This is a genomic window from Sphaerimonospora mesophila (assembly GCF_001417795.1).
GTDB lineage: Bacteria > Actinomycetota > Actinomycetes > Streptosporangiales > Streptosporangiaceae > Sphaerimonospora > Sphaerimonospora mesophila.
On record NZ_BCBX01000043.1, the window covers coordinates 35,442 to 57,262 of the forward strand.

Annotated in this window: 18 protein-coding genes and 1 pseudogene; 12 read left to right on the forward strand and 7 right to left on the reverse strand. The window is 70.3% G+C overall.

Annotation, left to right across the window (positions count from 1 at the left end; translation table 11 throughout):
• Positions 1 to 161 precede the first annotated feature (161 nt).
• On the forward strand, positions 162 to 1,316 hold the full coding sequence (locus AP234_RS24560; RefSeq protein WP_055482094.1) for an RtcB family protein: 1,155 nt from the start codon (positions 162 to 164) through the stop codon (positions 1,314 to 1,316).
• Positions 1,317 to 1,642: 326 nt separating this feature from the next.
• Here AP234_RS24560 and AP234_RS24565 read toward each other — a convergent pair whose 3' ends face one another.
• The 3 genes from AP234_RS24565 to AP234_RS24575 form a co-directional block, all read right to left on the reverse strand.
• The gene (locus AP234_RS24565; protein WP_055482095.1) at positions 1,643 to 2,116 is read right to left on the reverse strand and encodes a TIGR00725 family protein; all 474 of its coding nucleotides are present in this window, start codon (positions 2,114 to 2,116) and stop codon (positions 1,643 to 1,645) included.
• 1,444 nt (positions 2,117 to 3,560) lie between these two features.
• Positions 3,561 to 4,034 (reverse strand): hypothetical protein, encoded by a 474-nt coding sequence (locus AP234_RS24570; RefSeq protein WP_055482096.1) that lies wholly within the window; start codon positions 4,032 to 4,034, stop codon positions 3,561 to 3,563.
• A gap of 141 nt (positions 4,035 to 4,175) precedes the next feature.
• Positions 4,176 to 4,793 (reverse strand): SAM-dependent methyltransferase, encoded by a 618-nt coding sequence (locus tag AP234_RS24575; RefSeq protein ID WP_200926690.1) that lies wholly within the window; start codon positions 4,791 to 4,793, stop codon positions 4,176 to 4,178.
• A 237-nt stretch (positions 4,794 to 5,030) separates the two neighbouring features.
• Here AP234_RS24575 and AP234_RS37385 point away from each other — a divergent pair, with 237 nt between their 5' ends.
• Positions 5,031 to 6,200: an SCO family protein gene (locus AP234_RS37385; protein WP_063843081.1), complete on the forward strand. Its 1,170-nt coding sequence runs from the start codon at positions 5,031 to 5,033 to the stop codon at positions 6,198 to 6,200.
• Between the two features lie 5 nt (positions 6,201 to 6,205).
• Positions 6,206 to 7,450, forward strand: coding sequence for a Dyp-type peroxidase (locus AP234_RS24585; protein WP_200926691.1), 1,245 nt, complete (start codon positions 6,206 to 6,208; stop codon positions 7,448 to 7,450).
• Between the two features lie 25 nt (positions 7,451 to 7,475).
• Here AP234_RS24585 and AP234_RS24590 read toward each other — a convergent pair whose 3' ends face one another.
• Complete coding sequence (locus tag AP234_RS24590) at positions 7,476 to 8,906, reverse strand: aldehyde dehydrogenase family protein (protein ID WP_235558352.1); 1,431 nt, start codon at positions 8,904 to 8,906, stop codon at positions 7,476 to 7,478.
• A 431-nt stretch (positions 8,907 to 9,337) separates the two neighbouring features.
• On the opposite strand from AP234_RS24590, the gene AP234_RS24595 reads away from it, so the two are divergent.
• Genes AP234_RS24595 through murQ form a run of 6 tightly spaced genes read left to right on the forward strand, consistent with a single transcriptional unit; the run spans position 9,338 to position 16,176 of the window.
• A complete protein-coding gene (locus tag AP234_RS24595) occupies positions 9,338 to 11,164 on the forward strand; it encodes an ABC transporter substrate-binding protein (protein WP_055482097.1) in 1,827 nt (608 codons plus the stop codon).
• 3 nt (positions 11,165 to 11,167) lie between these two features.
• The gene (locus tag AP234_RS24600; protein WP_055482098.1) at positions 11,168 to 12,196 is read left to right on the forward strand and encodes an ABC transporter permease; all 1,029 of its coding nucleotides are present in this window, start codon (positions 11,168 to 11,170) and stop codon (positions 12,194 to 12,196) included.
• On the forward strand, positions 12,193 to 13,095 hold the full coding sequence (locus tag AP234_RS24605; RefSeq protein ID WP_055482099.1) for an ABC transporter permease: 903 nt from the start codon (positions 12,193 to 12,195) through the stop codon (positions 13,093 to 13,095). Before AP234_RS24600 ends, AP234_RS24605 begins: the two co-directional genes overlap by 4 nt.
• A gap of 2 nt (positions 13,096 to 13,097) precedes the next feature.
• Positions 13,098 to 14,207 carry an ABC transporter ATP-binding protein gene (locus tag AP234_RS24610; protein WP_055482205.1) on the forward strand — a complete coding sequence of 370 codons (1,110 nt, stop codon included), beginning with the start codon at positions 13,098 to 13,100 and terminating at the stop codon, positions 14,205 to 14,207.
• On the forward strand, positions 14,204 to 15,229 hold the full coding sequence (locus AP234_RS24615; protein ID WP_055482100.1) for an ABC transporter ATP-binding protein: 1,026 nt from the start codon (positions 14,204 to 14,206) through the stop codon (positions 15,227 to 15,229). The genes AP234_RS24610 and AP234_RS24615 overlap by 4 nt, the downstream gene beginning before the upstream one ends.
• Positions 15,226 to 16,176, forward strand: a complete 951-nt coding sequence (gene murQ / locus AP234_RS24620; RefSeq protein WP_235558353.1) for an N-acetylmuramic acid 6-phosphate etherase — start codon at positions 15,226 to 15,228, stop codon at positions 16,174 to 16,176. Before AP234_RS24615 ends, murQ begins: the two co-directional genes overlap by 4 nt.
• A gap of 196 nt (positions 16,177 to 16,372) precedes the next feature.
• On the opposite strand, the gene AP234_RS24625 is transcribed toward murQ, so the two are convergent.
• Positions 16,373 to 17,326: a MurR/RpiR family transcriptional regulator gene (locus AP234_RS24625; protein ID WP_083502399.1), complete on the reverse strand. Its 954-nt coding sequence runs from the start codon at positions 17,324 to 17,326 to the stop codon at positions 16,373 to 16,375.
• 336 nt (positions 17,327 to 17,662) lie between these two features.
• On the opposite strand from AP234_RS24625, the gene AP234_RS35265 reads away from it, so the two are divergent.
• Positions 17,663 to 18,217: a family 10 glycosylhydrolase gene (locus AP234_RS35265; protein WP_431999105.1), complete on the forward strand. Its 555-nt coding sequence runs from the start codon at positions 17,663 to 17,665 to the stop codon at positions 18,215 to 18,217.
• Here AP234_RS35265 and AP234_RS24635 read toward each other — a convergent pair.
• Positions 18,214 to 19,446 carry an RNA-guided endonuclease InsQ/TnpB family protein gene (locus AP234_RS24635; protein WP_055482102.1) on the reverse strand — a complete coding sequence of 411 codons (1,233 nt, stop codon included), beginning with the start codon at positions 19,444 to 19,446 and terminating at the stop codon, positions 18,214 to 18,216. The genes AP234_RS35265 and AP234_RS24635 overlap by 4 nt on opposite strands.
• 77 nt (positions 19,447 to 19,523) lie before the next feature.
• Between AP234_RS24635 and AP234_RS24640 the strand changes: the two are divergent.
• Positions 19,524 to 19,790 (forward strand): annotated as a pseudogene (locus tag AP234_RS24640) (family 10 glycosylhydrolase); the annotation flags it as partial.
• A 135-nt stretch (positions 19,791 to 19,925) separates the two neighbouring features.
• Here AP234_RS24640 and AP234_RS24645 read toward each other — a convergent pair.
• Positions 19,926 to 21,080, reverse strand: a complete 1,155-nt coding sequence (locus AP234_RS24645; RefSeq protein ID WP_083502400.1) for a cellulose binding domain-containing protein — start codon at positions 21,078 to 21,080, stop codon at positions 19,926 to 19,928.
• Positions 21,081 to 21,583: 503 nt separating this feature from the next.
• On the opposite strand from AP234_RS24645, the gene AP234_RS24650 reads away from it, so the two are divergent.
• Positions 21,584 to 21,817: a hypothetical protein gene (locus AP234_RS24650; protein ID WP_055482105.1), complete on the forward strand. Its 234-nt coding sequence runs from the start codon at positions 21,584 to 21,586 to the stop codon at positions 21,815 to 21,817.
• The last annotated feature ends 4 nt before the right edge of the window (positions 21,818 to 21,821 follow it).

Below are 21,821 nucleotides of genomic sequence, written 5' to 3' on the forward strand. Positions count from 1 at the left end.
TGCGGCAATCCACCTGTCCGGGCAACCTCCCCCGCCGCGCCGGGATTCCCCATGATCGCCGTGACCGGGGCCGACCGGCCGGCTGACCTGGCCCGGAGAAATAATCGGTGTGAAACCACGGGGAATCTCGGCAGAGTGGATCTCGAAAGAAGGGGATCGACATGCCGAACGAGGTAGCGCACAACCTCCTGTCCTGGGCGAGCGAGATCGACGCGGGCACGATCGAGCAGGCCGCCAGAACCGCCCGCCTGCCGGTCGTGTCGGGTCACGTCGCGCTCATGCCGGACGCGCACATCGGCATCGGGGCGACCGTCGGATCGGTGATCCCCACCGAGGGCGCCGTCATCCCCGCCGCGGTCGGCGTCGACATCGGCTGCGGCATGATCGCGACCGAGACGACGCTCACCGCCGCCGACCTTCCCGACACCCTCGACGCGCTGATGCCGCTGGTGGAGCGGCGCATCCCGGCGGGTGTCGGCAAGGGGCACGCCGACCGCGCCGTGGACCGGGCCCTCGGCGAGCTCGGCCTGCCGCACACCGACCTGACCCCCAAGCAGGAGAAGACGGTGGCGACCCAGTTCTGCACGCTCGGTTCCGGCAACCACTTCGTCGAGGTCTGCCTGGACGAGCGGGACCGGGTCTGGACCGTGCTGCACTCCGGCTCGCGCGGCATCGGCAACCAACTCGCCACCAGGCACATCGTCGAGGCCAAGAAGCTGATGAGGCGGGGTCTCGTCGGGCTGGAGGACCCCGACCTCGCCTACTTCTCACAGGGGACGCCGGAGTTCGAGGCGTACATCGAGGACATGCTGTGGTCTCAGCGGTACGCCATGGCCTCGCGGGCGCGGATGGACCGGGTGCTGGTCGAGGCCCTGTTCCGCGTCGTCGGCAAGGGCGCTCGGGTACGGACGATCAATTGCCACCACAACTTCACCCAGATGGAGACGCATTTCGGCAGGGAGCTGTGGATCACCCGTAAGGGGGCCATCAAGGCCGACCGGGGTGACGAGGGCGTCATTCCCGGGTCGATGGGCACAAGGTCGTACATCGTGCGCGGCCGCGGCAATCCGGCCTCGTACAACTCCTGCTCGCACGGCGCGGGCCGCCGGATGTCGCGGGGGCGGGCCAGGCGGGAGCTGTCGGCCAGGTCGCTGACCGAGGCGATGCACGGGCGGACCTGGAACGCCGACCGGGCCGCCGCCCTCGTGGACGAGCACCCGGAGGCGTACAAGCCGATCGACCAGGTGATGGCCGACCAGAAGGACCTGGTCGAGATCCGGCACACGCTCCGGCAGGTGTTCAACTACAAGGGCTGAGCTGTCGGGGGACGACCTCGTGCGGAATGCGGTGATCGTAACCGGTCGCCCCGGATAGACGGCTCCAAAGGGGCGGTTTCAACGGAACGGCTTCAACGGAACGGCTTGGGAACGGTGGGAAGCGACCCGTCTCTTCGAGCCGTACGGAAGCCCCTGCGGACATCAGGGTGACCGCACCGTGGTTCACGACCGCTGAGCCGCCGCCGTGAACAGGGGCGTCGCGACGAAGAGGCGGCCTGCCCGAGCACGCGCGGCCTGACGTAGGTCCCTCCCGGATAGGGAGACCGTCAGGAACGGCGCCCGTCCGCGAGGCCTGACGGAGGAGGTCAAGGCCACAGGCCCGTGAGTCGCAAAGCCTGCGCGGGTGAGGTGGCGTGCCGTACGCCCGGGACGGGATGACCGTCCTGGTCGAGCAGTCGCCAGCCGCCGAGCTGGACCACGGGGGCACGGCCGTGGCGCATGGCGAGGGCGAGCTCGGACAGGGTGCCCCAGGAGCCGCCGATGACGATCACGGCGTCGCCGGAGTTGACGATGATGTTGTTGCGGGCCTCGCCGACCCCGGTGGGGATCACGATGCTCAGGTCGGGGTTGGCGTGCTCGCGGTCGGGCCGGGACAGGATGCCGACGACGGTCCCGCCGGCCGAGCGTGCCCCGGCCGCGACGGCCGCCATCACGCCGGTGTAACCGCCGCAGATCACCACCGCACCGCGCTCGGCCAGCAACCGGCCGACCTCGCGCGCGTTGCGCTCGTCCTCACCCGTGCAGTCGCGCGGCCCGCAGACCGACACCTGGATCGCCACCCTGCGATCATGTCATCGGATCCGGGTCGGGCGGCCGGGAACCTCCCGAGAGGTCGCCGATCGCAAGACGGCATGACCCAGGGCACCCCGTGTCTCCTGATCGACCAGGCCGCCCGGTGAACCGTGCCTCCTGGTCAGTCGGCGCCGCCCGTCGACCAGTGCCGTCCGGTCGAAGAGCGGAGGAAACACCGGCGTCAGCCGGGATAGGACGGAGCAGAGGTCGTCCTCGCTCTGGGACTTGATCCCCTACGGCGACTTCCTGCACATACCGGCGGTTTCACCTGCCCGGATCACCGGACTCATCCGGCTTGGCCGTACCCGAGTCAGGGCCCACCCCGATACGGCGGGCCCGCCCGGATGGCCGCGCTCGCCGGGTTCGACGCACTCACACGGTGCGGCGGGATCGCCGGGTTCATCGGGCCCGTCGGACTCCGCGCACCTGCCGCGTACACGCCCGTGCTCGCCCGTAGACCGCGCGCGGAGCCGTACCCGCGACCGTGTCCGAGGGTGGCCAGGGGACCGTCTCCGGAGGAGATCGAGCCGGCGGAATCCACGGACCGGTCCGGCCGTGGCCCGGCAGGCGACCCTCCAGGGGAGGACCTCTCCACACGGGCCACCGCACGAGACTCGACAGGAGACTCAGCAGGAGCCGGCGCATCAGCCTCCGCAGGAGACTCGGCTGGGGGATCGGCAGGAGCCGGCGTATCGGCCTCCGCGTGAGTCTCCGTGTGGTCCATCTCCTCCGGCCGTGCGTCCTCCTGCTCGTTCCACAACACGGCCTTCAGGAAAGACGGCATCGGAGAAAGCCGCGCTTCCCGCAACTCCTCGAACATGAGCGGGTCGACCGGCCGCAGCTCCGCCAGCCTCAGCGCCATCACCCTCGGCCGTCCCGGTCGCACCGACCCGTCCCGCTTCATCGGCCCGCTCCCTCCACACCGAACCCAGCAGTTCGAAAACCTGTCTGAATTCTCTCATAGCCCATCGACAATCAGCAATACTTGCCGCCGATGAATTCCAAAGAAAATACGAGAAGTAAATGCCGATTATCACAAATGTTCACAATGTCCGAAAGGCCTTTTTCTCTGGCCTCTTGAGAGAGCTCGTGGCTCCCGTCGATCATTCCGGTGCCGATCGTCGACCTGATCTCCGTGTTGAACGGCCAGCCCCATCCACGCCGAAGACCGGACATTCCGACTCGCTGCGAGCCCGCCCAGAGTGACGACGGCGGCCTTCTGAGCGTCGGCGAACCGGCCCATGGAGGCATGTTCGGCGACCTTAAGAGAGGAGTCCACGATGGCGCCTTCCAGCCCATGCAGGACTACCTCGGCCGCGCACGGCCGGAGAGCGTCAGACAGGTCGTCCGGGTTCGACGAGCAACTGTTGCACGTAGCGGACCATGGATACCGGTCCGTCGTTCGCCGGCCGAGATCGCCCACCACGACCGCTACGATGCCCCGGCCCAGAACTGCAGCTTGAACAGGCCGACTCGATAGATGTCGCTGGGAAATTCGGGATCGGTGTCGTTCATCGGAATCTTCGCGGAGATGCGGGCCGACCAACTCGTGGCCTGCCGACCGAGGTCGAACGGAGTATGGCAATCCGCTTCATCGCCGGCGTAGCTCACTGCGACGATCCGCCCGGAAGCCAGGTAAATCCGTCCTTCCCAGGACCGCTGCCACGAGGGATCGATCGGCGATGGCCGCGTATCCCAGAGTTCGTAACGTACGTAGGCTTTCGCCCCATACTTGACGCTGAAAGTCACCCCGTTGGGTCCGACCTCGATCCATTCGAAAGCGGGCCCGACATCCCAGATAGTGGCCTCTCCCTCGCAGTCGCCTTCCATGGCTCCCATGTCCGCGACTCCGAAGAAATCGGAGATACCCGACGGTTCGGTCAGCACTTTGATCGGCCGAGCCATTCATCAAGCTCCTCGCTCACTTCGCTGAACACGACAAAGAAGGTCCGGCCGGCCGATGCGAGCACCCGGCGATCTCGGAAGGCATCCGTCGACCAGGCTCACCTCCTTCAGCCGCTCCGGCGAAGGATTCGCCGCGACGCCCTACCGCGGGCGGCGGGCGAGGAGGAACGCGTCGAGGGCGGTGCGCCGGCCGGCGTCGGTCTCGACCTCGCGACCGCGGGTCTCGGCCCGTACGACCTCCAGACCGCAGCCGTCGATGTCCGACGCGACGTCGTGGGCCGTATAGAGCACCGCCGGGTCCTGCGGGCCGCCGACGCCGTGCTCCAGGTTGTCGCTGTCGTGCGCGACCACCAGCAGCAGGCCGCCCGGGGCCACCGCGGCGGCGGCCGCGCGCATGACCTGGCGCCGCAGTTCGGCGCCCACCTGGAAGTAGGCGGAGACCACCAGGTCGTACCCGCCAGGTTCCGGGACGTACTCGCTCAGATCGGCCTCGACGAGCTCCAGCCGGTCGACGCGCTCACCGAGCCGGTCGGCGGCCAGCGTGCGCGCCCGGCGCAGCGCCACCGGGGAGAAGTCGACGGCGGTGGCCGTCCAGCCCCGTTCCGCCAGCCACAGGGCGTTGCGCCCCTCCCCCGCCGCGAGGTCCAGCGCGCGGCCGGGCGGCAGCTCGGCGGCGACCTCCTCGACCCATCGGTTCGGGCCCTCGGACCACAGCAGATCCTTGGTCTCGTAACGGCGGTCCCAGTCAGCGCTCTCCACGGTCCCGTCCTCTGCGTCGATACGCCCGGATGCCGGTCTCCGCACCGGGCCGTGTCCCCGTCTCGCCCCAGTGTGCCCACCGGGGCGACAAGGCCGTATTCTACAGAGCGTAGAGCAAGAGCGCCGGGTGTCGATCAGGTCGGTCATGTCCGTTGACGCCACAGCCGGCATCCGGCCGGTCCGCCATGACGGCCGACCGGCCCGGGTTCCCCCTGTCCCGCCGAACCGGATAGAACCATGATGTCTGCACAACTGATCACGAGTGGTGAAGCCAGCGACCCTCACGCGAACCGGCGTCGCGGGATCGTCGTGCTGCGTCTGCTCGCCGCACTGATGCTGCTCACCACGCTCGCCGCATGCGGCGGCTCGACCGGGGCGGCCGACCCGCCCGTACGGCTGATCCGGCCATCGTCGGAGTTCCACGGCACGTGGCTGCAGGAGCCGCTGTCCAAGCCCGACGTGACGTTGACCGACACCGCCGGCAAGCCGTTCAAGCTGCGGGAGCGTACGGCGGGACGCCTCACGCTGCTCTTCTTCGGCTACACCCACTGTCCCGACATCTGCCCGACGACGATGGCCGACCTCGCCTCGGCGCTGCGGGAGCTGCCCGCGGCGGACCGGGACAAGATCTCCGTCGTCTTCACCACCACGGATCCCGACCGGGACACGCCCGAGGTCATCCGGTCGTGGCTGGCGTCGTTCGACTCCTCGTTCGTCGGGCTGACCGGCGACTTCGCGATCATTCAGGCGGCGGCCGAATCGGTGGGCATCGCCCTGGAGCGGCCCACGCCCGGGGCGGGCGACTACGAGGTGACCCACGGCGGGCAGATCATCGCCTTCGACGGCGACCACCAGGGCCGGCTGATCTTCAGCTCGGGCACGTCGTCGGCCGAGTTCACGGCTGATCTGCGCAGGCTGCTGGAACGTATTCCGCTCACGGCTGCGACCCCGCCATCGGCCGCAACCGCACCGTCCACCGCCGCACCGATCACAAAGACGCCGTCGGCCGTAACGTCGTCCTCGGGCTCGGGCGACCTGCGGGTGACGGACGCGTACGTGCCGGAGCCCGCCTCCCCCGACGTCGCCGCCGCCTATTTCACCATCACCAACTCCGGCAGCCGCCCGGCCGTGCTCTCCGGGGTCAGCACCGACGTGTCCGAGATGTCGATGCTGCACGAGACCACGGGCACCGAGATGCGGCATCTCGCCTCGGTCACGGTGCCCCCGCACGGCACGCTGGCCTTCACCCGCGGCCACTACCACGTGATGATCGAGTCGCTCACCCGCAGGCTCAGGGAGGGCGACAACGTGAAGCTCACGCTGCGCTTCGAGGGCGGGGAGGAGATCACCGTGGACGCTCCCGTCATGCCGATCGGCCATCGTCCCCCGTCGCCGTCCCAGGGGTGAGGAGGGTGACGCGTTCGGGGGGCGATCGGTCGCGCGGCCGGATCAGCAGGCGCGGGCTGCTCGCCGCGACGTCCGCCGCCGGGGCCGCCGCCGTGGCGGGTGCGGTGGGCGGCAACGCCGCCTCCGCGGCCCTGGAGGGAGATCGTGCCCGCCGGGTCGGCGAGCGGAGCATCCCCTTCGACGGCGCTCACCAGGCGGGCGTCCTGGCCCCGACCGCCGCGCACGGCTGGCTCGCCGCGTTCGACCTGGTGCCGGGGGCGACGGCCCGCCAGATGGAGACGCTGCTGCGCACCTGGACGCGGGATGCCCGGCTGCTGACCCGCGGTGAACCCGTGCCCGACGACGACGCCATGACCACCGGCTACGGCCCCTCCACGCTGACGATCACGGTGGGATTCGGCTCCTCGCTGCTGCGCAAGCTGGGCGTCCCGGTGCCCGACCCGCTCGCGCCGATCCCGCCCTTCCCCCGGGACGAGTTGGACGAGCGCCGCAGCGGCGGCGACATCGGCGTCCTGCTCACCGCGGGTGACGCGATCGTGGTGGCCCATGCCCTGCGGGCGCTCACTCGTACGGCACGCGGCATCGCGCAGGTGCGCTGGCAGATGGGCGGGTTCAATCCCGTCGACGGGGTGACCGTCGACCAGGGCACGACCCGGCGCAACCTGATGGGGCAGCTCGACGGCACCGGCAACCCGAAGCCGGGCGATCCGGGGTTCGACGCGCACGTCTTCGCCGGTCACGACAGCGATCCGGCGTGGCTGCGCGGCGGGACCTACCTGGTCTTCCGGCGCATCCGGATGCTGCTCGATCCCTGGGACGCCCTGTCCCGGGAGCGTCAGGAACAGATCATCGGCCGGCGCAAGGACACCGGGGCGCCGCTGTCGGGCGGCGACGAGTTCACGCCGATCGATCTGGACGCGCAGCGGCCCGGCGGCGGGCTGGCCATCGGCCCGAGCGCCCACGTGCGGCAGGCGTCCCCCGCCTTCAACTCGGGCGCCGTCATCCTGCGGAAGGGTTTCTCCTACTTCGACGGCTACCGGCCGGACGGCGCGCCCGACGCCGGGCTGCTGTTCCTGGCCTTCCAGAGTGACCCCCGGCAGGGGTTCACCCGAATCCAGCAGCGGCTGGCCATGGCCGACGACCTCAGCCGGTTCATCGTCCACGAGTCGAGCGCGCTGTTCGCCGTGCCGCCCGGAGCCCGCCCGGACGGATACCTCGCGGAAGACCTGGTGAAGGCGCTGCCCGGGTGAGGCCGCCGTACGCCGGCACGGACGGTCAGGGATGCGGCGTCCAGTGGACGACCTTGGCGTGGGTCATCTCGTCGAGCAGCTCTGGGCCGTACCCGAAGCCGTGGCCGCTCGCCCCCACCGGCTGGGCCGCGCCGCCGGGGGCGCCGCCGAAGACCGCGTTGATCTTCACGGTGCCCACCGGTAGCTCCCGCCAGGCCCGCTGCGCGTTGGCCGTCGACGGGGTGAGCACGGTCGCGGCCAGGCCGTACGGCGAGGCGCAGGCGAGGTCGAGCGCCTGGTCGAAGGAGTCCACCACCCGGACGGCCGCGACCGGGCCGAAGGTCTCCGTCCGCATGATCTCCATGTCGTCGGTGCAGCCGCTCAGCACGGTCGCCGGGTAGAAGGCGCCGGGCCCTTCCGGCACCCGGCCTCCCGTCAGCGCGCGGGCGCCCGCCGCCACCGCGGCGCGCACCTGCCGGTCCACGATCTCGCGCTGGGCCCGGTCGACGAGCGGGCCGAGGGTGGTCTCCTCGTCGAGGCCGGGGCCCATCCGCAGTTCCTCCGCCCGCTGCACGAGCGCGGCGAGGAACGAGTCGGCGACGTCGCGGTGGACGTACACCCGCTCGACCGAGGTGCAGATCTGCCCGGCATTGGCGAAGCAGCCGGTCGCGGCCTGCGCCGATGCCCACTTCACGTCGACTCCGGCGTCCACGATCAGCGGGTCCTTGCCGCCGTTCTCGAGCAGCGTCGCCGCGCCGGTGCGTACGGCGGCCGCGGCGATGGCGCGGCCGGTCGCGGTGGAGCCGACGTGGGCCACGAGATCGACACCGGGGTGTGCGGCCAGTGGCTCCCCCGCCCTCCGGTCGCCGGTCAGTACGGTGAGCACGCCCGGGGGCAGCTCCGCCGCGATCAGCTCGGCGAGCAGCGCCCCGGTGTGCGGGGTGCGCTCCGACGGCTTGTGCACCACGCAGTTGCCGGTCGCCACGGCCGCGCCGACGAGCCCGCAGGCGATGGCCACCGGGTCGTTCCACGGGGTGATCACCGCGACGACGCCGCGGGGTTCGCGCACCATGAGGTCGGTCGCCGCCCAGGCGCCCTGCAGGCTGCGGCCCCGGTGCAGCGGGCCCAGCTCGGCGTACTGCCTGAGCGTTCCGATGCCGGCCGCGACGCCGCCACGCGAGTCGCCGATCGGCTTGCCCATCTCCCGGGTGACGAGCTCGGCCAGCTCCCCGGCGTGTGCCTCGACCCGGTCGGCCGCGCGGCGCAGGCATGCGGCCCGGTCGGCCGGGGCCGTACGGGCCCAGCCCCACCGGGCGCGGCGAGCCGCGGCCACGGCGCGTTCGACGTCCTCCGCGCAGCCGGCCGGCGCCGGGCCGATCGGCTCGCCCGTCGCCGGATCGCCGACCGTCAGCCGTTCCGGGCTCGCGCTCGCCGTCCACCCGGCGTCGGTCAGCACCCAGTGATCCCAGTCCCGCACAGCGGCCCCTCCCCGTTCTCTGCGGCCCATACCGGGCCGGCGAGAAACGGGTTCCCCCGGCGCCCGGCGCCAATCCACCCGCCGTGGCCGGATGTCCCAAGGGCCGCGGTGAAGGAAAGTTGCAGAAACCTCACGACTTTTGCAAATTATTGACGGCGGCTTTGCCGTTACATAGGGTCCGGACAAGATCCGCTTATCGAAGCCCCGACCACCCGGAGCGGTCCATGAAACGTCTAGGGAGTGTCCCGTGGATCTTCGCCGTAGCGAGGATCGGCCGGATGGATGCATCTCAAGGCCGACGAGGAGCCCATAGCGAAGCTATGGGCGACGAGGGCCGCGGGCCCCACGGAAGTTCCGAGCCTGCGAGGAACCTCCGCGGGCGCAGCGCGGCGAGGCGCCACCCGGGCGACCGCAGCAGGCCGAGAAGATCCATGGGACGCTCCCTGACAGCGGTCGTGTCGATACTCGGCCTGGCCGCCGTGACCGCCTGCACCGGCGGCGGCGCTGCGGGCGAGAAGTCGGCGGGTGGCGGCGCCGGCGGTGGCGTCTACACCACCATCGACGGCAACAAGCCCGGGCTCGACGTCAACGGGCCCTTCAACCCGTGGAACCCCAAGGGCAACTCGTTCCAGGGCTTCAACGCGATGCGCATCGCATGGTCGAAGAACCACCTGACCGACCCCAACCAGTTCTATCCGGGCATCGCGGCGAGCTGGGACATCGCGCCGGACAACTCGTCGATCACGCTGCACCTGCACCCGGACAACAAGTGGTCCGACGGGCAGCCGGTCACCGCCGAGGACGTGAAGTTCTCCATCGCCCTGGCGTACACACAGGGCAGCACCGCCTTCGCGCTCGACCCGGGCGCGGCCGGCGCCGCCTCCGACGTCGAGGTGGTCGACGACAAGACCGTCAAGATCACCCAGGACATGAAGAACCCGAGCGTCACGTTCGTACGCGGCGTCATGGACTCCTTCGTGGTGCCCGAGCACGCCTGGGAGGGCGTGCTGCCCGCCGACTTCTGGGACAAGCTCGAGACCGCGCGCGGCGAGGGCGCCGAGGCCGAGGCGGCCCGCGGCGAGATCACCGCGCTGTCGGAGAAGGTCCTCGCCTTCGGACCGCCCAAGGACGTCTCGGCCGGGCCGTTCGTCCTGGAGCGGATGAACCCCGGCGAGGCGCTCCTGGTGAAGAACAAGAACTTCTACAACGCCGCGAACGTCGGCCCCGACCAGGTCAAGCTGCTCAACTACACGGGCAACGAGCAGATCTGGAACTACCTCACCGCGGGCAAGCTCGACAACGCGCCGTTCACCGCCGTACCGGCCGACGTGATGAAGCGCATCGTGGCGACCCCGGGCAACCAGGTCGTCAAGGGCTACTCGCCGGTGGCCGTCGGGCTCGCGTTCAACCAGTCGAAGAAGCCGTACGACGACGTGCACGTGCGGCGGGGCCTCGCGCATCTGATCGACCGCGCCGAGGTCGTCAAGATCGCCTCGCCGGAGGGCGGAACGGCGGCGGTGACCACCTCGGGCATCCACGCCAAGGCCGCCAGGGAGTGGCTGGGCGGCGAGCTGGACGCGCTCGAGCCGTACAACGTGGACCCGGCCAAGGCCGAGGAGGAGTTCAAGGCCGCCGGGCTGACCAAGAAGGACGGCAAGTGGGCGCTGGCCGACGGCAAGCCGTGGAAGGTCACGATCCACATCCCGGCGCCGTTCTCCGACTGGGTGTCGGCCGCCAAGGCCATCACCAGCCAGCTGACCACGGCGGGCGTGGACGCCGAGGTCGTCACCACCGCCGACTACCCGCTCTACCTGTCCGAGCTCGCCGAGGGCAAGTACGACCTCGGCTTCTGGCTCATGGCGCTCGGGCCGGCGCCGTACAACATCTACCAGCGCCTGTACGGCGGCTCGAACGGCTGGAACATCCTGGGCGGCAAGGTCGAGCACTCCGCGCCCGGCAAGAACGGCAACTGGATGGGCGGCGCGGAGACCGTCGACGTCGAGGGCGTCGGCGAGGTGAACCCCGGTGAGCTCACCGCCAAGCTCAACTCGGTCAGCGGAGACGAGCAGAAGGCCGTCATCGGTCAGCTCGCCAAGGCCGCCAACCAGGATCTGCCGGTGATCCAGCTCTGGGACTACGTCAACACCCAGTTCGTCAACACCAACCGCTTCACCGGGTTCCCCGCCGACGACAGCGACCTGCTGCGCCAGCCCTCCGGCGTCTGGATCCAGCTCGGCATGCTCAAGAAGAAGCAGTAGCCGATGGCGCTTCACCGCTCCCGCGCACGCGCGGTCGCGTGGCGACTCGCGGGCCATCTGGCCCGCGGGTTCGTCATGATCCTGGTCGTCACCACGATCAGCTTTCTGATCATCAGGAACGTCCCGGGCAATCCCCTGGCCGCCAGGTACGAGAAACTCGTCGAGCAGGGCATGGCGCCCGACGCGGCGGCGCGCGCGGTCGAGGTGCTGTACGGCTTCATGCCGCAGGGCAGCCTGTGGGATCAGTACGTCGGCTACATGAGCGGACTGGCCAGGTTCGACCTCGGCGAGTCGCTGATGGTGCCGGGCAGCCCGGTGTCGGACGTGCTGCTGTCGGCCACCAAGTGGACGGTGCTGCCGGTGCTCGCCGGCACACTGCTGAGCTTCCTCGTCGGCGTCGTCATGGGCGTCTACGCGGCGATCAAGCGCTCGGGTGTGCTCGGCGACATGCTGGCGATCTCCGGCTCGCTGCTGCACGGCGTCCCGCAGTACGTGCTGGCGCTGCTGCTCGGGGCGATCTTCACGACGCTGATCCCGATCCTGCCCGCCGGCGGCACGGCGGACATTCTGTACGAACCCGGCTTCAACGCCGCCTATATCGGCTCGCTGATCGAGCACGCCACGCTGCCCGTCCTCACGTACGCGCTGGCGGGCTACGGCGGGTGGATCCTGGCGATGAAGTCGAGCGTGGTCACCGTCCTCGGCGACGACTTCATCCTCGCCGCCGAGCTGCGCGGCATGAAGCGGTCGATCATCTTCCGCTACGTGGCGCGCAACGCGATCCTGCCGCTGTTCACGATCCTGGCGCTCTCGCTGGGCCTGCTGTTCGGCGGCTCCATCTTCATCGAGCGCATCTTCAACTATCCAGGGCTGGGGCTGATGCTCATCGACAGCATCAACAACCGGGACTACGCGCTGATGGGCGGGGCGTTCCTGCTCATCACCGTGGCGATCATCGTGGCGAACATCGTGGCCGACCTGCTCTACACGGTGATCGACCCCAGGGTGCGCGGCGAGGGGGAGACGGCATGAGCGTGACCGTCGTTCCCGCCGCGGGCGCCTCCGCCACGGTCCGCCGCAACTTCTGGCGTGGCGTGTGGCGGGTCATGCGGCGCAAACCGAGCCGGATGGTCGGTGCGGCGATCGTGGCCGGCTTCGCCCTCATGGGGATCTTCGGGCCGCTGCTCTACCCCGATCCGCTGCCCCGCGACACCCAGGCACTCTACGCCCCGCCGAGCTGGCGACACCCGTTCGGCACCGACTTCGAGGGCACCGACGTGCTCGCCCTGGTCGTCACGGGGGCCCGCTACGTCCTGCTGACCGCCGCGGTCACGGCCGTCATCACGGTCGTGCTCGGCACGGCGATCGGCCTGTTCTCCGGGTTCAAACGCGGCCGCTGGGACAGCGTGCTCATGCGGCTCACCGACATGAAGCTCACGATCCCGGGGCTGCCGCTGCTGCTCGTGCTCTCGACGATATGGAAGTTCACCGGCGCCATCGAGATGGGGCTGGTGCTCGGGCTGCTCGGCTGGGGCGGGGTGGCCCGTGCCGTACGGTCCCAGACCCTCTCGCTGCGCGAGCGCGGCTTCATCGAGGCGGCGCGCGGGCTCGGCCTGTCGACGGGCCACATCGTCGGCCGGGAGCTGCTGCCGAGCATGGCGCCCTACATCGCGATGAACACGCTCATCGCGGTGACCGGCGCGGTATACGCGCAGGTGGGCCTGTTCTTCCTCGGCGTGCTGCCGTTCGAGGCGAACAACTGGGGCGTGATGCTCAACCTCGCCGTCTTCGGCGGCGGCGCGCTGACAACGACGGCGGCGCTGCCGTACCTGCTGGCGCCGCTGCTGGCGATCCTGCTGCTGACGCTGGGCATCGTGCTGGTCGTCGACGCGATGGACGAGATCTTCAACCCCCGGTTGCGGGAGGAGTGACCGTGGCCGCTGAGCAGTCTTCCGAGCAGTCCTCTGATCGGTCTTCCGCGCCGGGCGTACGGATCCGCGGGCTGTCGGTCGTCTACCGCACCGGCGCCGGGGAGCTTCCCGCGGTGTCCGGGATCGACCTCGACCTGCCGCCGGGCACCATCACGGGTGTGGTCGGCGAGTCGGGCTCGGGCAAGTCGACGCTCGCGCTGTCGCTGCTCAACGCCGTGCAGCCGCCCGGCAGGATCGCGGCGGGCAGCGTGGAGATCGACGGGCTGGGCGACGTGGCGGCCCTCCACGGCGACGGCCTGCGCAGGGCACGCGGGCGACATATCGGATATGTCTTCCAGGCGGCGCAGAACTCGCTGAACCCGCTCAAGACGGTCGGCGGACAGCTGCTCGACCTGGGCCGCTCCCACGGAATGGGCCGCTCGCACGGGCCGGACGACCTGCGCGGCCTGGTGCGGGAGGCCAGGGGCCTGCTCGACCGGATGGGGCTGGACGGCGCCCGGGTCCTCGACTCCTACCAGCACGAGTTGTCGGGCGGCATGCGCCAGCGCGTCGGCATCATGCTCGCGCTCGTGCTCAACGCCAGGGTCGTCGTGCTCGACGAGCCGACCACGGCCCTCGACATGATCACGCAGGCGACGATCCTGCGGATCATCCGGGAGGTGCACGAGGAGCGCGGCCTCACCACGCTCGTCATCACCCACGACCTCGGTGTCGTCGCCGAGGTCGCCGACAACCTCGCCGTGATGTACGGCGGGCGCCTGGTGGAGCAGGGCCCCACCGGGGAGGTGCTCGGCGACCCCCGCCACCCCTACACGCGGGGCCTGCTCGCGGCGATCCCGCGCCTGGTCGGCGACATCGGCGAGGCGCGGGCGCTGCCCGGCCGCCCGCCGACGCTCGACAGCGTCCCGGCCGACGGCTGCGTGTTCCGCGAGCGGTGCGCACTGCGCATGGAGGTGTGCGAGACGGGGCGGGTGCCGGTGGTGTCGTGGGGATCGCGGACCGCGGTGTGCCATGCCGTACAGGGCGCACGAAAGGACGTGAAACAGACAGTGACCGCTGGAACGGTGACCGCCGGAACGGCGATCGCTGACATGGGGGAGGAACAGGCGTGATCACCGGTACCGGTATCACCAAGACGTTCAGCAGGCGAGGCGGCGTGCTCGGCGGCCGGGAGGTCCCGGCGCTGCGCGGCGTCGACTTCGCCATCGAGAAGGGAGGCGCCGCCTCGTTCATCGGGGAGTCGGGCTGTGGCAAGACGACGCTCGGCCGGATCCTCGCCGGGCTGGAGAGCCACGACTCCGGCGAGATCACCATCGACGGCGTGCCCATGTCGTCGCTGACGCCGCGGCGGCGGCAGCCGTACTTCCGCCGCGTCCAGCTCGTCCATCAGGATCCGTACTCCGCGCTCAACCCGACGCGTACGATCCATCAGACGCTGAGCGCGCCGCTGAGCCTGCGGGCCCGCCAGATGGAGCGGGCGGGGACGGGCAGACCGAGATCGTGGATCGGCGAGCGGGCCGAGGAGCTGCTGAGCCTGGTCGGGCTCGATCCGGGCTATGTGCTGCCGCGCTATCCGCACCAATTGTCCGGCGGCATGCGCCAGCGCGTCGTGATCGCCCGGGCGCTCACCGTCGACCCCGAGGTGCTGGTCGCCGACGAGGCCGTCTCGATGATCGACGTGTCGCTGCGCCTCGGCATCCTGGCCCTGCTCAAGGACCTGCGTGACCGCCTCGGCGTGAGCGTGCTGTTCATCACCCACGACGTGGCGACCGCCCGCTACATCGGCACGGACGGCGAGCTCTACGTCATCTACCGGGGGCAGGTCGTCGAGCGCGGCCCGGTCGAGACCGTCATCTCCACCCCCGTCCACCCCTACACGCAGGCGCTGCTGTCGGCCATCCCGGTGCTGCACGGCCTGGAGACGCCCGGCGAGCAGCGGGTGGTGCCCACCGAGGCGCTCGACGCGAGCAGGCACGACAGGGGCTGCCTGTTCGCTCCGCGCTGCCCGTTCCGTACGGCACGCTGCGAAAGCGAGCGGCCCGTGCTCGGGCACGACGGCGGCACGCCGCAGGAGCACGCCTGCTTCCACCCCGAGGCCCGCACCGTGGTCGCCGTGCCGGTGAGCCACTCGTGACCGCCGTCGGCGACGGGAACGAGACGATCGATCCGCATGCCGGCCTGTCGACCGAGCAGGCCGATCCGCGCTACCGGGAGATCGACCGGCTCCCGACCGAGCAGATCGCCCGGTTGATGAACGACGCCGACGCCACGGTCCCCGGGGCCGTGGCCGCGGCGATCCCGGAGATCTCCGCCGCCGTCGACGCGATCGTCGGCCGGATGGAGCGGGGCGGCCGGCTGTTCTACGTGGGCGCGGGGACCTCGGGCCGGCTGGCCGTGCTCGACGCGTCCGAGTGCCCGCCGACCTTCGGCACCGATCCCGAGCTCGTGCAGGGCATCATCGCGGGCGGCGAGGCCGCGCTGACCCGTTCGATCGAGGGGGCCGAGGACGACGCCGGCGGCGGGGCGGCCGCGGTCGCGGACCGGGAGGTGGGCCCGCTCGACTCGCTGGTCGGCGTGTCCGCCAGCGGCCGGGCGCCGTTCGTGCTCGGCGCGCTCGCCGAGGCGGGCCGCCGCGGCGCGCTGACCGTGAGCCTGTCCTGCAACGCGGGCTCCCCGCTCTCGACGGCCGCCGGGCACCCGATCGAGGTGATCGTCGGGCCGGAGGTGGTGGCCGGCTCGACCAGGCTCAAGGCCGGGACGGCGCAGAAGCTGGTGCTCAACATGATCTCGACGATCGCGATGATCCGGCTGGGCCGGACGTACGGCAACGCGATGATCGAGGTCTCGGCGGCCAACGCCAAGCTCGCCAACCGGGCGGCGCGGATGGTCGGCGACATCACCGGCGCCGGGCTCGACACCGCGCGGGCGATGCTCGAGGCGGCGGGCTGGAACGTCAAGGCGGCCGTGCTGATGATCGAGCGAGGCCTCGGCGCCGACGAGGCCGCCGCGCTGCTGCGGGCCAACGGCGGGCGGCTCGACGCCGCGCGGCGGGCCGGCGTACGGCGCGGCCTCGGCGCCTGACACCGTGACGACCCGGCACTGCGAGATCACGCACGGCGGAACCGCAGGTGGGACGGCATGCCTGCGAGTTTCTACAAGATCACGGAAGAGGTGCGGGCAGGTCGGCGGCGAGGTCTGCGAGAAATCGCAAGATCACGGGGTGGGGAGGGGGGTCACGGGGTGGGGAGGGGGGTCACGGGGTGGGGAGACAAGGGGGTCAGATCGACCTGATCCTGCGTCTGGCATCGCCGAGGTAGTCGCCGAGCGCGTCGCGGGTCGCGCGCAACGCGGCGTCCGAGGCGTCGAAGGTGCGCTGCGCGACCCCGACGAAGAGGCAGTCGACGATGAGGAGCTGGCTGATCCTGCTGGCCAGCGCGCCCGGGCGGAACGCCGTCTCGCGCCCGGCCGAGATCAGCACGTGGTCGGCCAGCTCGGCCAGCGAGGAGCGCGGGTTGTTGGTGATCGCCACGGTCGCCGCGCCGCCCTTGCGCGCGACCCGCAACGGGCCGAGCACGTCGGGCGTCTCGCCGGTGCAGCTCACGCCGACGGCGACGTCGCCCTCCCGCACCAGCGCCGCGCTGGTGAGGGCGAGATGCGCGTCGGTGAAGCAGTGGGCGGACAGCCCGATCCGCATCAGCTTCTGCGCCATGTCGGCCGCGACCAGGCCGGAGGCGGCGACGCCGTACACGTCCACCCTGCGGGCGCCGGCCACGACGTCCACCACCGCGCCGAGGCGGTCGGGGTCGAGTTGGGCCGCCGTGTCGGCGAGCGCCTGGGACTCCGCGTTCGTGACCTTGGCGATCACGTCGGTGAGCGGGTCGTCCGGGGCCAGGTCGCCGGGGACCAGCCGCTCCGGCGCCTGCCTGGCCACGGCCGCCGCGAGGGCGAACCTGAGCTGGGAGTAGCCGGCGAAGCCGAGGGACCGGGCGGTGCGCACGATCGTCGCCTCGCTGATCCCCGACACCGCGCTGATCTCGGTGATCGTGCTTCGCGCGACCATGGCGGGGTCGTCGAGGATGAGGCGCGCGACGGTCTGGGCGGCGGGGGTGAGCGAGGGAAGCACCGCGCGCACGGTCGCGATGGGGTTCGCCGGTGCCTTGGGGAACTTGGGCGCCGCCGGAGAGCTCGGGGCGATCGGAGAGCTCGGGGCGGCGCCCTGGTTTTCGATCATCACGTACGGCCTCTCTTGGACTGGATCAGCTTATGTGCCGCTGATCGGGTGCATGTGGCAAAGCAGTGAAATGACGTGTTTCGCTAACACATGATGCGGGCCTCGGCGATCATGTCGCCGCCTCCGGACGCGGTGGCGGGACGGCGGCCTTGGGGGTGACGCCCCGCCGCCTCACGCCGTGCGGGCTCTCACCTCCCCGATGAAGACCTCTTACGGAAGATTACACATAGATGACACTTTCTTTTACTACCATTGATCTGAAAGTAATTTTCTGCCAGGGTCGGAATCGCTCAGTGTCAAGATCGCTGCGTCCCCTTCATCCCCCCGGAGGCCCGCATGAGCTCCCCCACCCGGCGATCCGTGCTACGCGGCCTGGCCCTCGCCGCCACGGCCACGGCGATGCCCCTGCCCGCCCTCGCCGCCTCCCCCGCTCCCTCCGGCGGCGAGCCCGCTCCCCCGCTGCGCCAGATGCGCGGCATGTGGATCGCCTCGGTGCTCAACATCAACTGGCCGTCCAGGCCGGGGCTGACCCCCGAGCAGCAGCGGGCCGAATACCTCGCCTGGCTCGACCTGGCCGTGGCACGCAGGCTCAACTCCGTCTTCGTCCAGATCAGACCGACGGCCGACGCGTTCTGGCCCTCGCCGTACGAACCGTGGTCGCAGTATCTGACCGGGGTCCAGGGGCGGGACCCGGGCGCACCCCGATCACCCCGGCCACAGGCATCCGGACCGGATCGTGTCCTACGGCGGCAAGCTCTACTACAACCCCGGCATGCCGGAGGTCCGCGCGTTCGCGCAGGACGCGATGATGGACACCGTCACCCGCTACGACATGACGGCCTGCACTTCGACGACGACTACTTCTATCCGTTGACTTCCTCCCGGCCCTAAAGGACCGGGATTCCCCGTGCCGCTGGCGCGGCAGCGTGCCGCGCTCGTGGCCGGGGTGGTTGACGCTTCACAGACCGCCTGATGGCGAGGTCTCCACGCCCTGAGACCGCCAGCCCGGCGGCCTTGATGTTCTTGGCCGCGTTGACGTCGGCGTGCTCAACATGGCCGCAGGAGGTGCAGGCGAACCGCGCTTGGCTCTCACGCGATCTCGCATCCACCACCCTGCATGCCGAGCACGTCTGAGACGTGTACGCCGCCGGGACCTTGATTACCTTGCTGCCGGTGTACCGGGCTGCGTTGTTCACCGCGAGTTCGAGTCCGTACCAGCCCTTATCCAAGATCGCCTTATTGAGGCCGGACTTCTGAGCGACCCGCGAGCCGGGTTGCTCGATGGTGCCCTTCGCGCTGGCCGTCATGTTCTTCGTGTTGAGGTCTTCCAGCACGACCATGCCGTACCGTCTGGTGAGCGTCGCGGCGAGCTGGGCGTTGAAGTCCGCGCGTCGGGACCGGACCCGTCGCATGACCGTGCCCAGCCTGGCCACCACGCGCTTGCGCCGGTTGCTGCCCTTTCGGGTGCGGGCGAGTTGCCGCTGGAGGCGGCGATACCGCTGCCTCTGGCCATCGGTGATGAACGGCCGCTCATGGAAATCCCCGTCGCTCGTGGTAACGGCGACCACCACTCCCCGGTCGATCCCCACGGCCGGGCCTGGATGCGTCTGGGGAATGGGCCGGCCGTCCTCGATGAGGAACGACACGAACCAGTGCCTGCCGTCGCGAGTGATCGTGGCTGAGCGCAGGATGCCGCCGAGCGGACGCGACCAGCGGAACCGCACCCATTCAAACTTCGGCAGCTTCACCCGGCCCCATCGGCGGCTGATCCGTTCCACGACGATCTGCTTGGCGTCGGGGAACCGGAACGATGGCGACCACTTGCGGTGCGACCGCCACCGGACCTTCCATGTCCCGTGGGTTTTGACCGCCTGGTCCAAGTCCTTGAGCGTCTGCTGGAGCACGTGGGACGGAGCGTCCGCCAGCCAGCCGAAATCCTGTTTGGCGTCGGCAAGCTGCTTACACTGCTCGGCGTACCCGATGAACGCGCCGCGCTTGCGGTAGGCGCGGCGCTGCTCCAGGCCGGTGTTCCACACCGACCGGCAGATGCCGCCGATCTGTTCGGCGAACTCGACCTGTACAGGGGTGAACTCGACCCGATACTTGCGGCCGGACAGCATGAAACACCCCCTCCACAGACACTTAAGAGGCCACCGACCCCCTCTGGTCGGAGACCAGCGGCAGCCAGTCCTACCACAACCTGCACGCCGACACGCGGGGGTGGGTGAAGAAGGGCCTGCTCGACTACATCGCGCCGCAGCTCTACTGGTACATCGGCCAGTCGAACGCCGACTACGCCAAACTGGTCCCCTGGTGGTCCGACGTGGCGGCGGACACCGGCGTGCAACTGTGGATCGGCCAGGAGGCCTACAAGGCGGGCGCCGCGGGGCAGCCACCCGAGTGGTTCCAGCCGGACGAGCTCACCCGGCCCCGGACGGCGCCGCGGGCGGCCACTACTACGTGACCACCGTCGACCGGGCGGGCAGGCAGAGCGACCCGAGTCCCGGCCGCCGGGTGGCCGGTCGTTAGACGCGCGGCCGCGGCCGTACGGACGATCGCCGGAGTCCGGCACGCCGTACGGCCGCGGTGGAGCGCTCTGTCAGCCCGCGATGCAGGGAACGCGGTTGAGCGTGAAGGACGGGGGGACGGGGTTGGCGCCCGTGTGCGTCCCGTTGAAGCCGAGGTCGACGGACGCCCCCGGCTGGATGACGGAGTTCCACGGGAGCGCCTCGGCGTACACGTAGGTCTCCTCCTGGGACCAGGCGGCCGACCATCCGTTGGCGACCTTCTGCCCGGAGTCGGAGAACCTGAAGCGCAGGGTCCAGCCGTCGATCGGGTCGGGACTGATGTTGGTGATCCGCACCTGCGTGCCGAACCCGCTCTCCCAGGACCAGGTGCCGTACGTCACCTTGCAGTTCGGGGGCGGGGTCGGCGTCGGGGTCGGCCACGGGTAGGGATCGTGCGCGAGCGCGGAGATCAGATCCGACGGCCGGCTGAGGTTGCCCGCCGCGTCCCTCGCCACCACGAAGTAGGTGTAGTAACGGCCGGTGACGACGTCCGTCTCATAGAACCACGTGGTCGTACGGCTGCCGGCCTTGACGTAACCGGTCGCGGTCCGCCGGTAGACGTCGTAACCGGAGACGCCGACATCGTCGGTGGAGGCGTTCCAGCAGAAGTTCACCCCGGCGCCGTCGGCGACGCAGTAGTCGCGCAGCCCGGTCGGGCTGGTCGGCGGGGTGATGTCACCGGGTTCCGGGGTGGGAGAGGCGGTCGGCCGTGGTCCGGTCGTCGCGGTGGCGGTGATCAGGGCGGAGGGCTCGCTGATGTTGCCCGCCGCGTCCTTGGCCACGACGTAGAAGGTGTAGGAGCGGCCCAGGACGAAGTCCGCCGACATCATCGCGTTGGTCCCGGTCGGGCTCGCCGTCTTGACGAAGCCGTCGGTGGTCAGCCGGTAGACCTCGTAGCCGACCACGCCGCCGACGCCGCCGCTGGACGCCGCCCAGCACAGCCCGACCATGGCCGGGAAGTCCATCCCCGGAGCCATGGGCGGCGGGCAGGCGTACAGCGACTCGGGCCTGCTGGGAACGTCGCCGCGGGGCGACCCGCTCGGGCTCGGACTCGGACTGATGATCGTCGGGCTCGGCGTCGCTTCCAGCGGGGCGCCGAGAGCGGGGTTCACGGCCGAGCCGAACAGCATGCCGGCGAGGGCCGTGCCCGCCACCCCCATCCACAGCATCGACCTGCGAAGTCTCATGAGAGAGGCTCACCTCGATCACTCGATCGGACCCCGGCTCCGGATGGGGCCGGGTCGACCCCCCGCAGGGATCATCGGGGTCAACCGGCACGGGCGTCAACGGGCAGTCCGCGCTCGCGGAGATTCGCACTGGTGGGGAGGTGAAAATTCCATCCGGATCCGTTCACCACGGCTCCCGACAGGCGTGTGGCGCGGCCGCGGGCCGACCAGAGCCTCGATCGGAAGATTGGAACGAGACAGGACGAATCCCTGTTGATCGGGATCTAGTGCCCCTCCCGCAAACCTTTGCCCCGTCGCGTCGCCCAGGGCAGCACCTCGCCGCGTTGTCGTCGTCGCTCGTAGCTCCGCTACTCAGCTCCTCCTCCGCCTTGCGATGCACCGCCCTGGACACCGCGCCGTCCGGGCAAACCTTGGCAGTCACGGCACTAGCAACCGGCGTTCTTAGCTGATATTAAGAACACTGCCATTCCGCTTCATTTCAGCTAATTTCAAGGAGGTGAATCATGACCAGCCTCGTCGACTACACCAACGCCGTGTCCCCCGAAATGTTCGGTGACCTGAGGGAGACCGCCGAGGGTCACGGCCTGACGGCCGCCAGCCCCGTGCTGGCGACCCCGACGGCCGTCGCCCTCGGCGTCGCCATCGGCGCGGTCGCCTTCCACGCCGGTTACATGTACGGCATCGCCCGCAACATGGCCGAGGGCAAGTACCCGCAGCCGAAGCAGCTGCCCCAATGACATC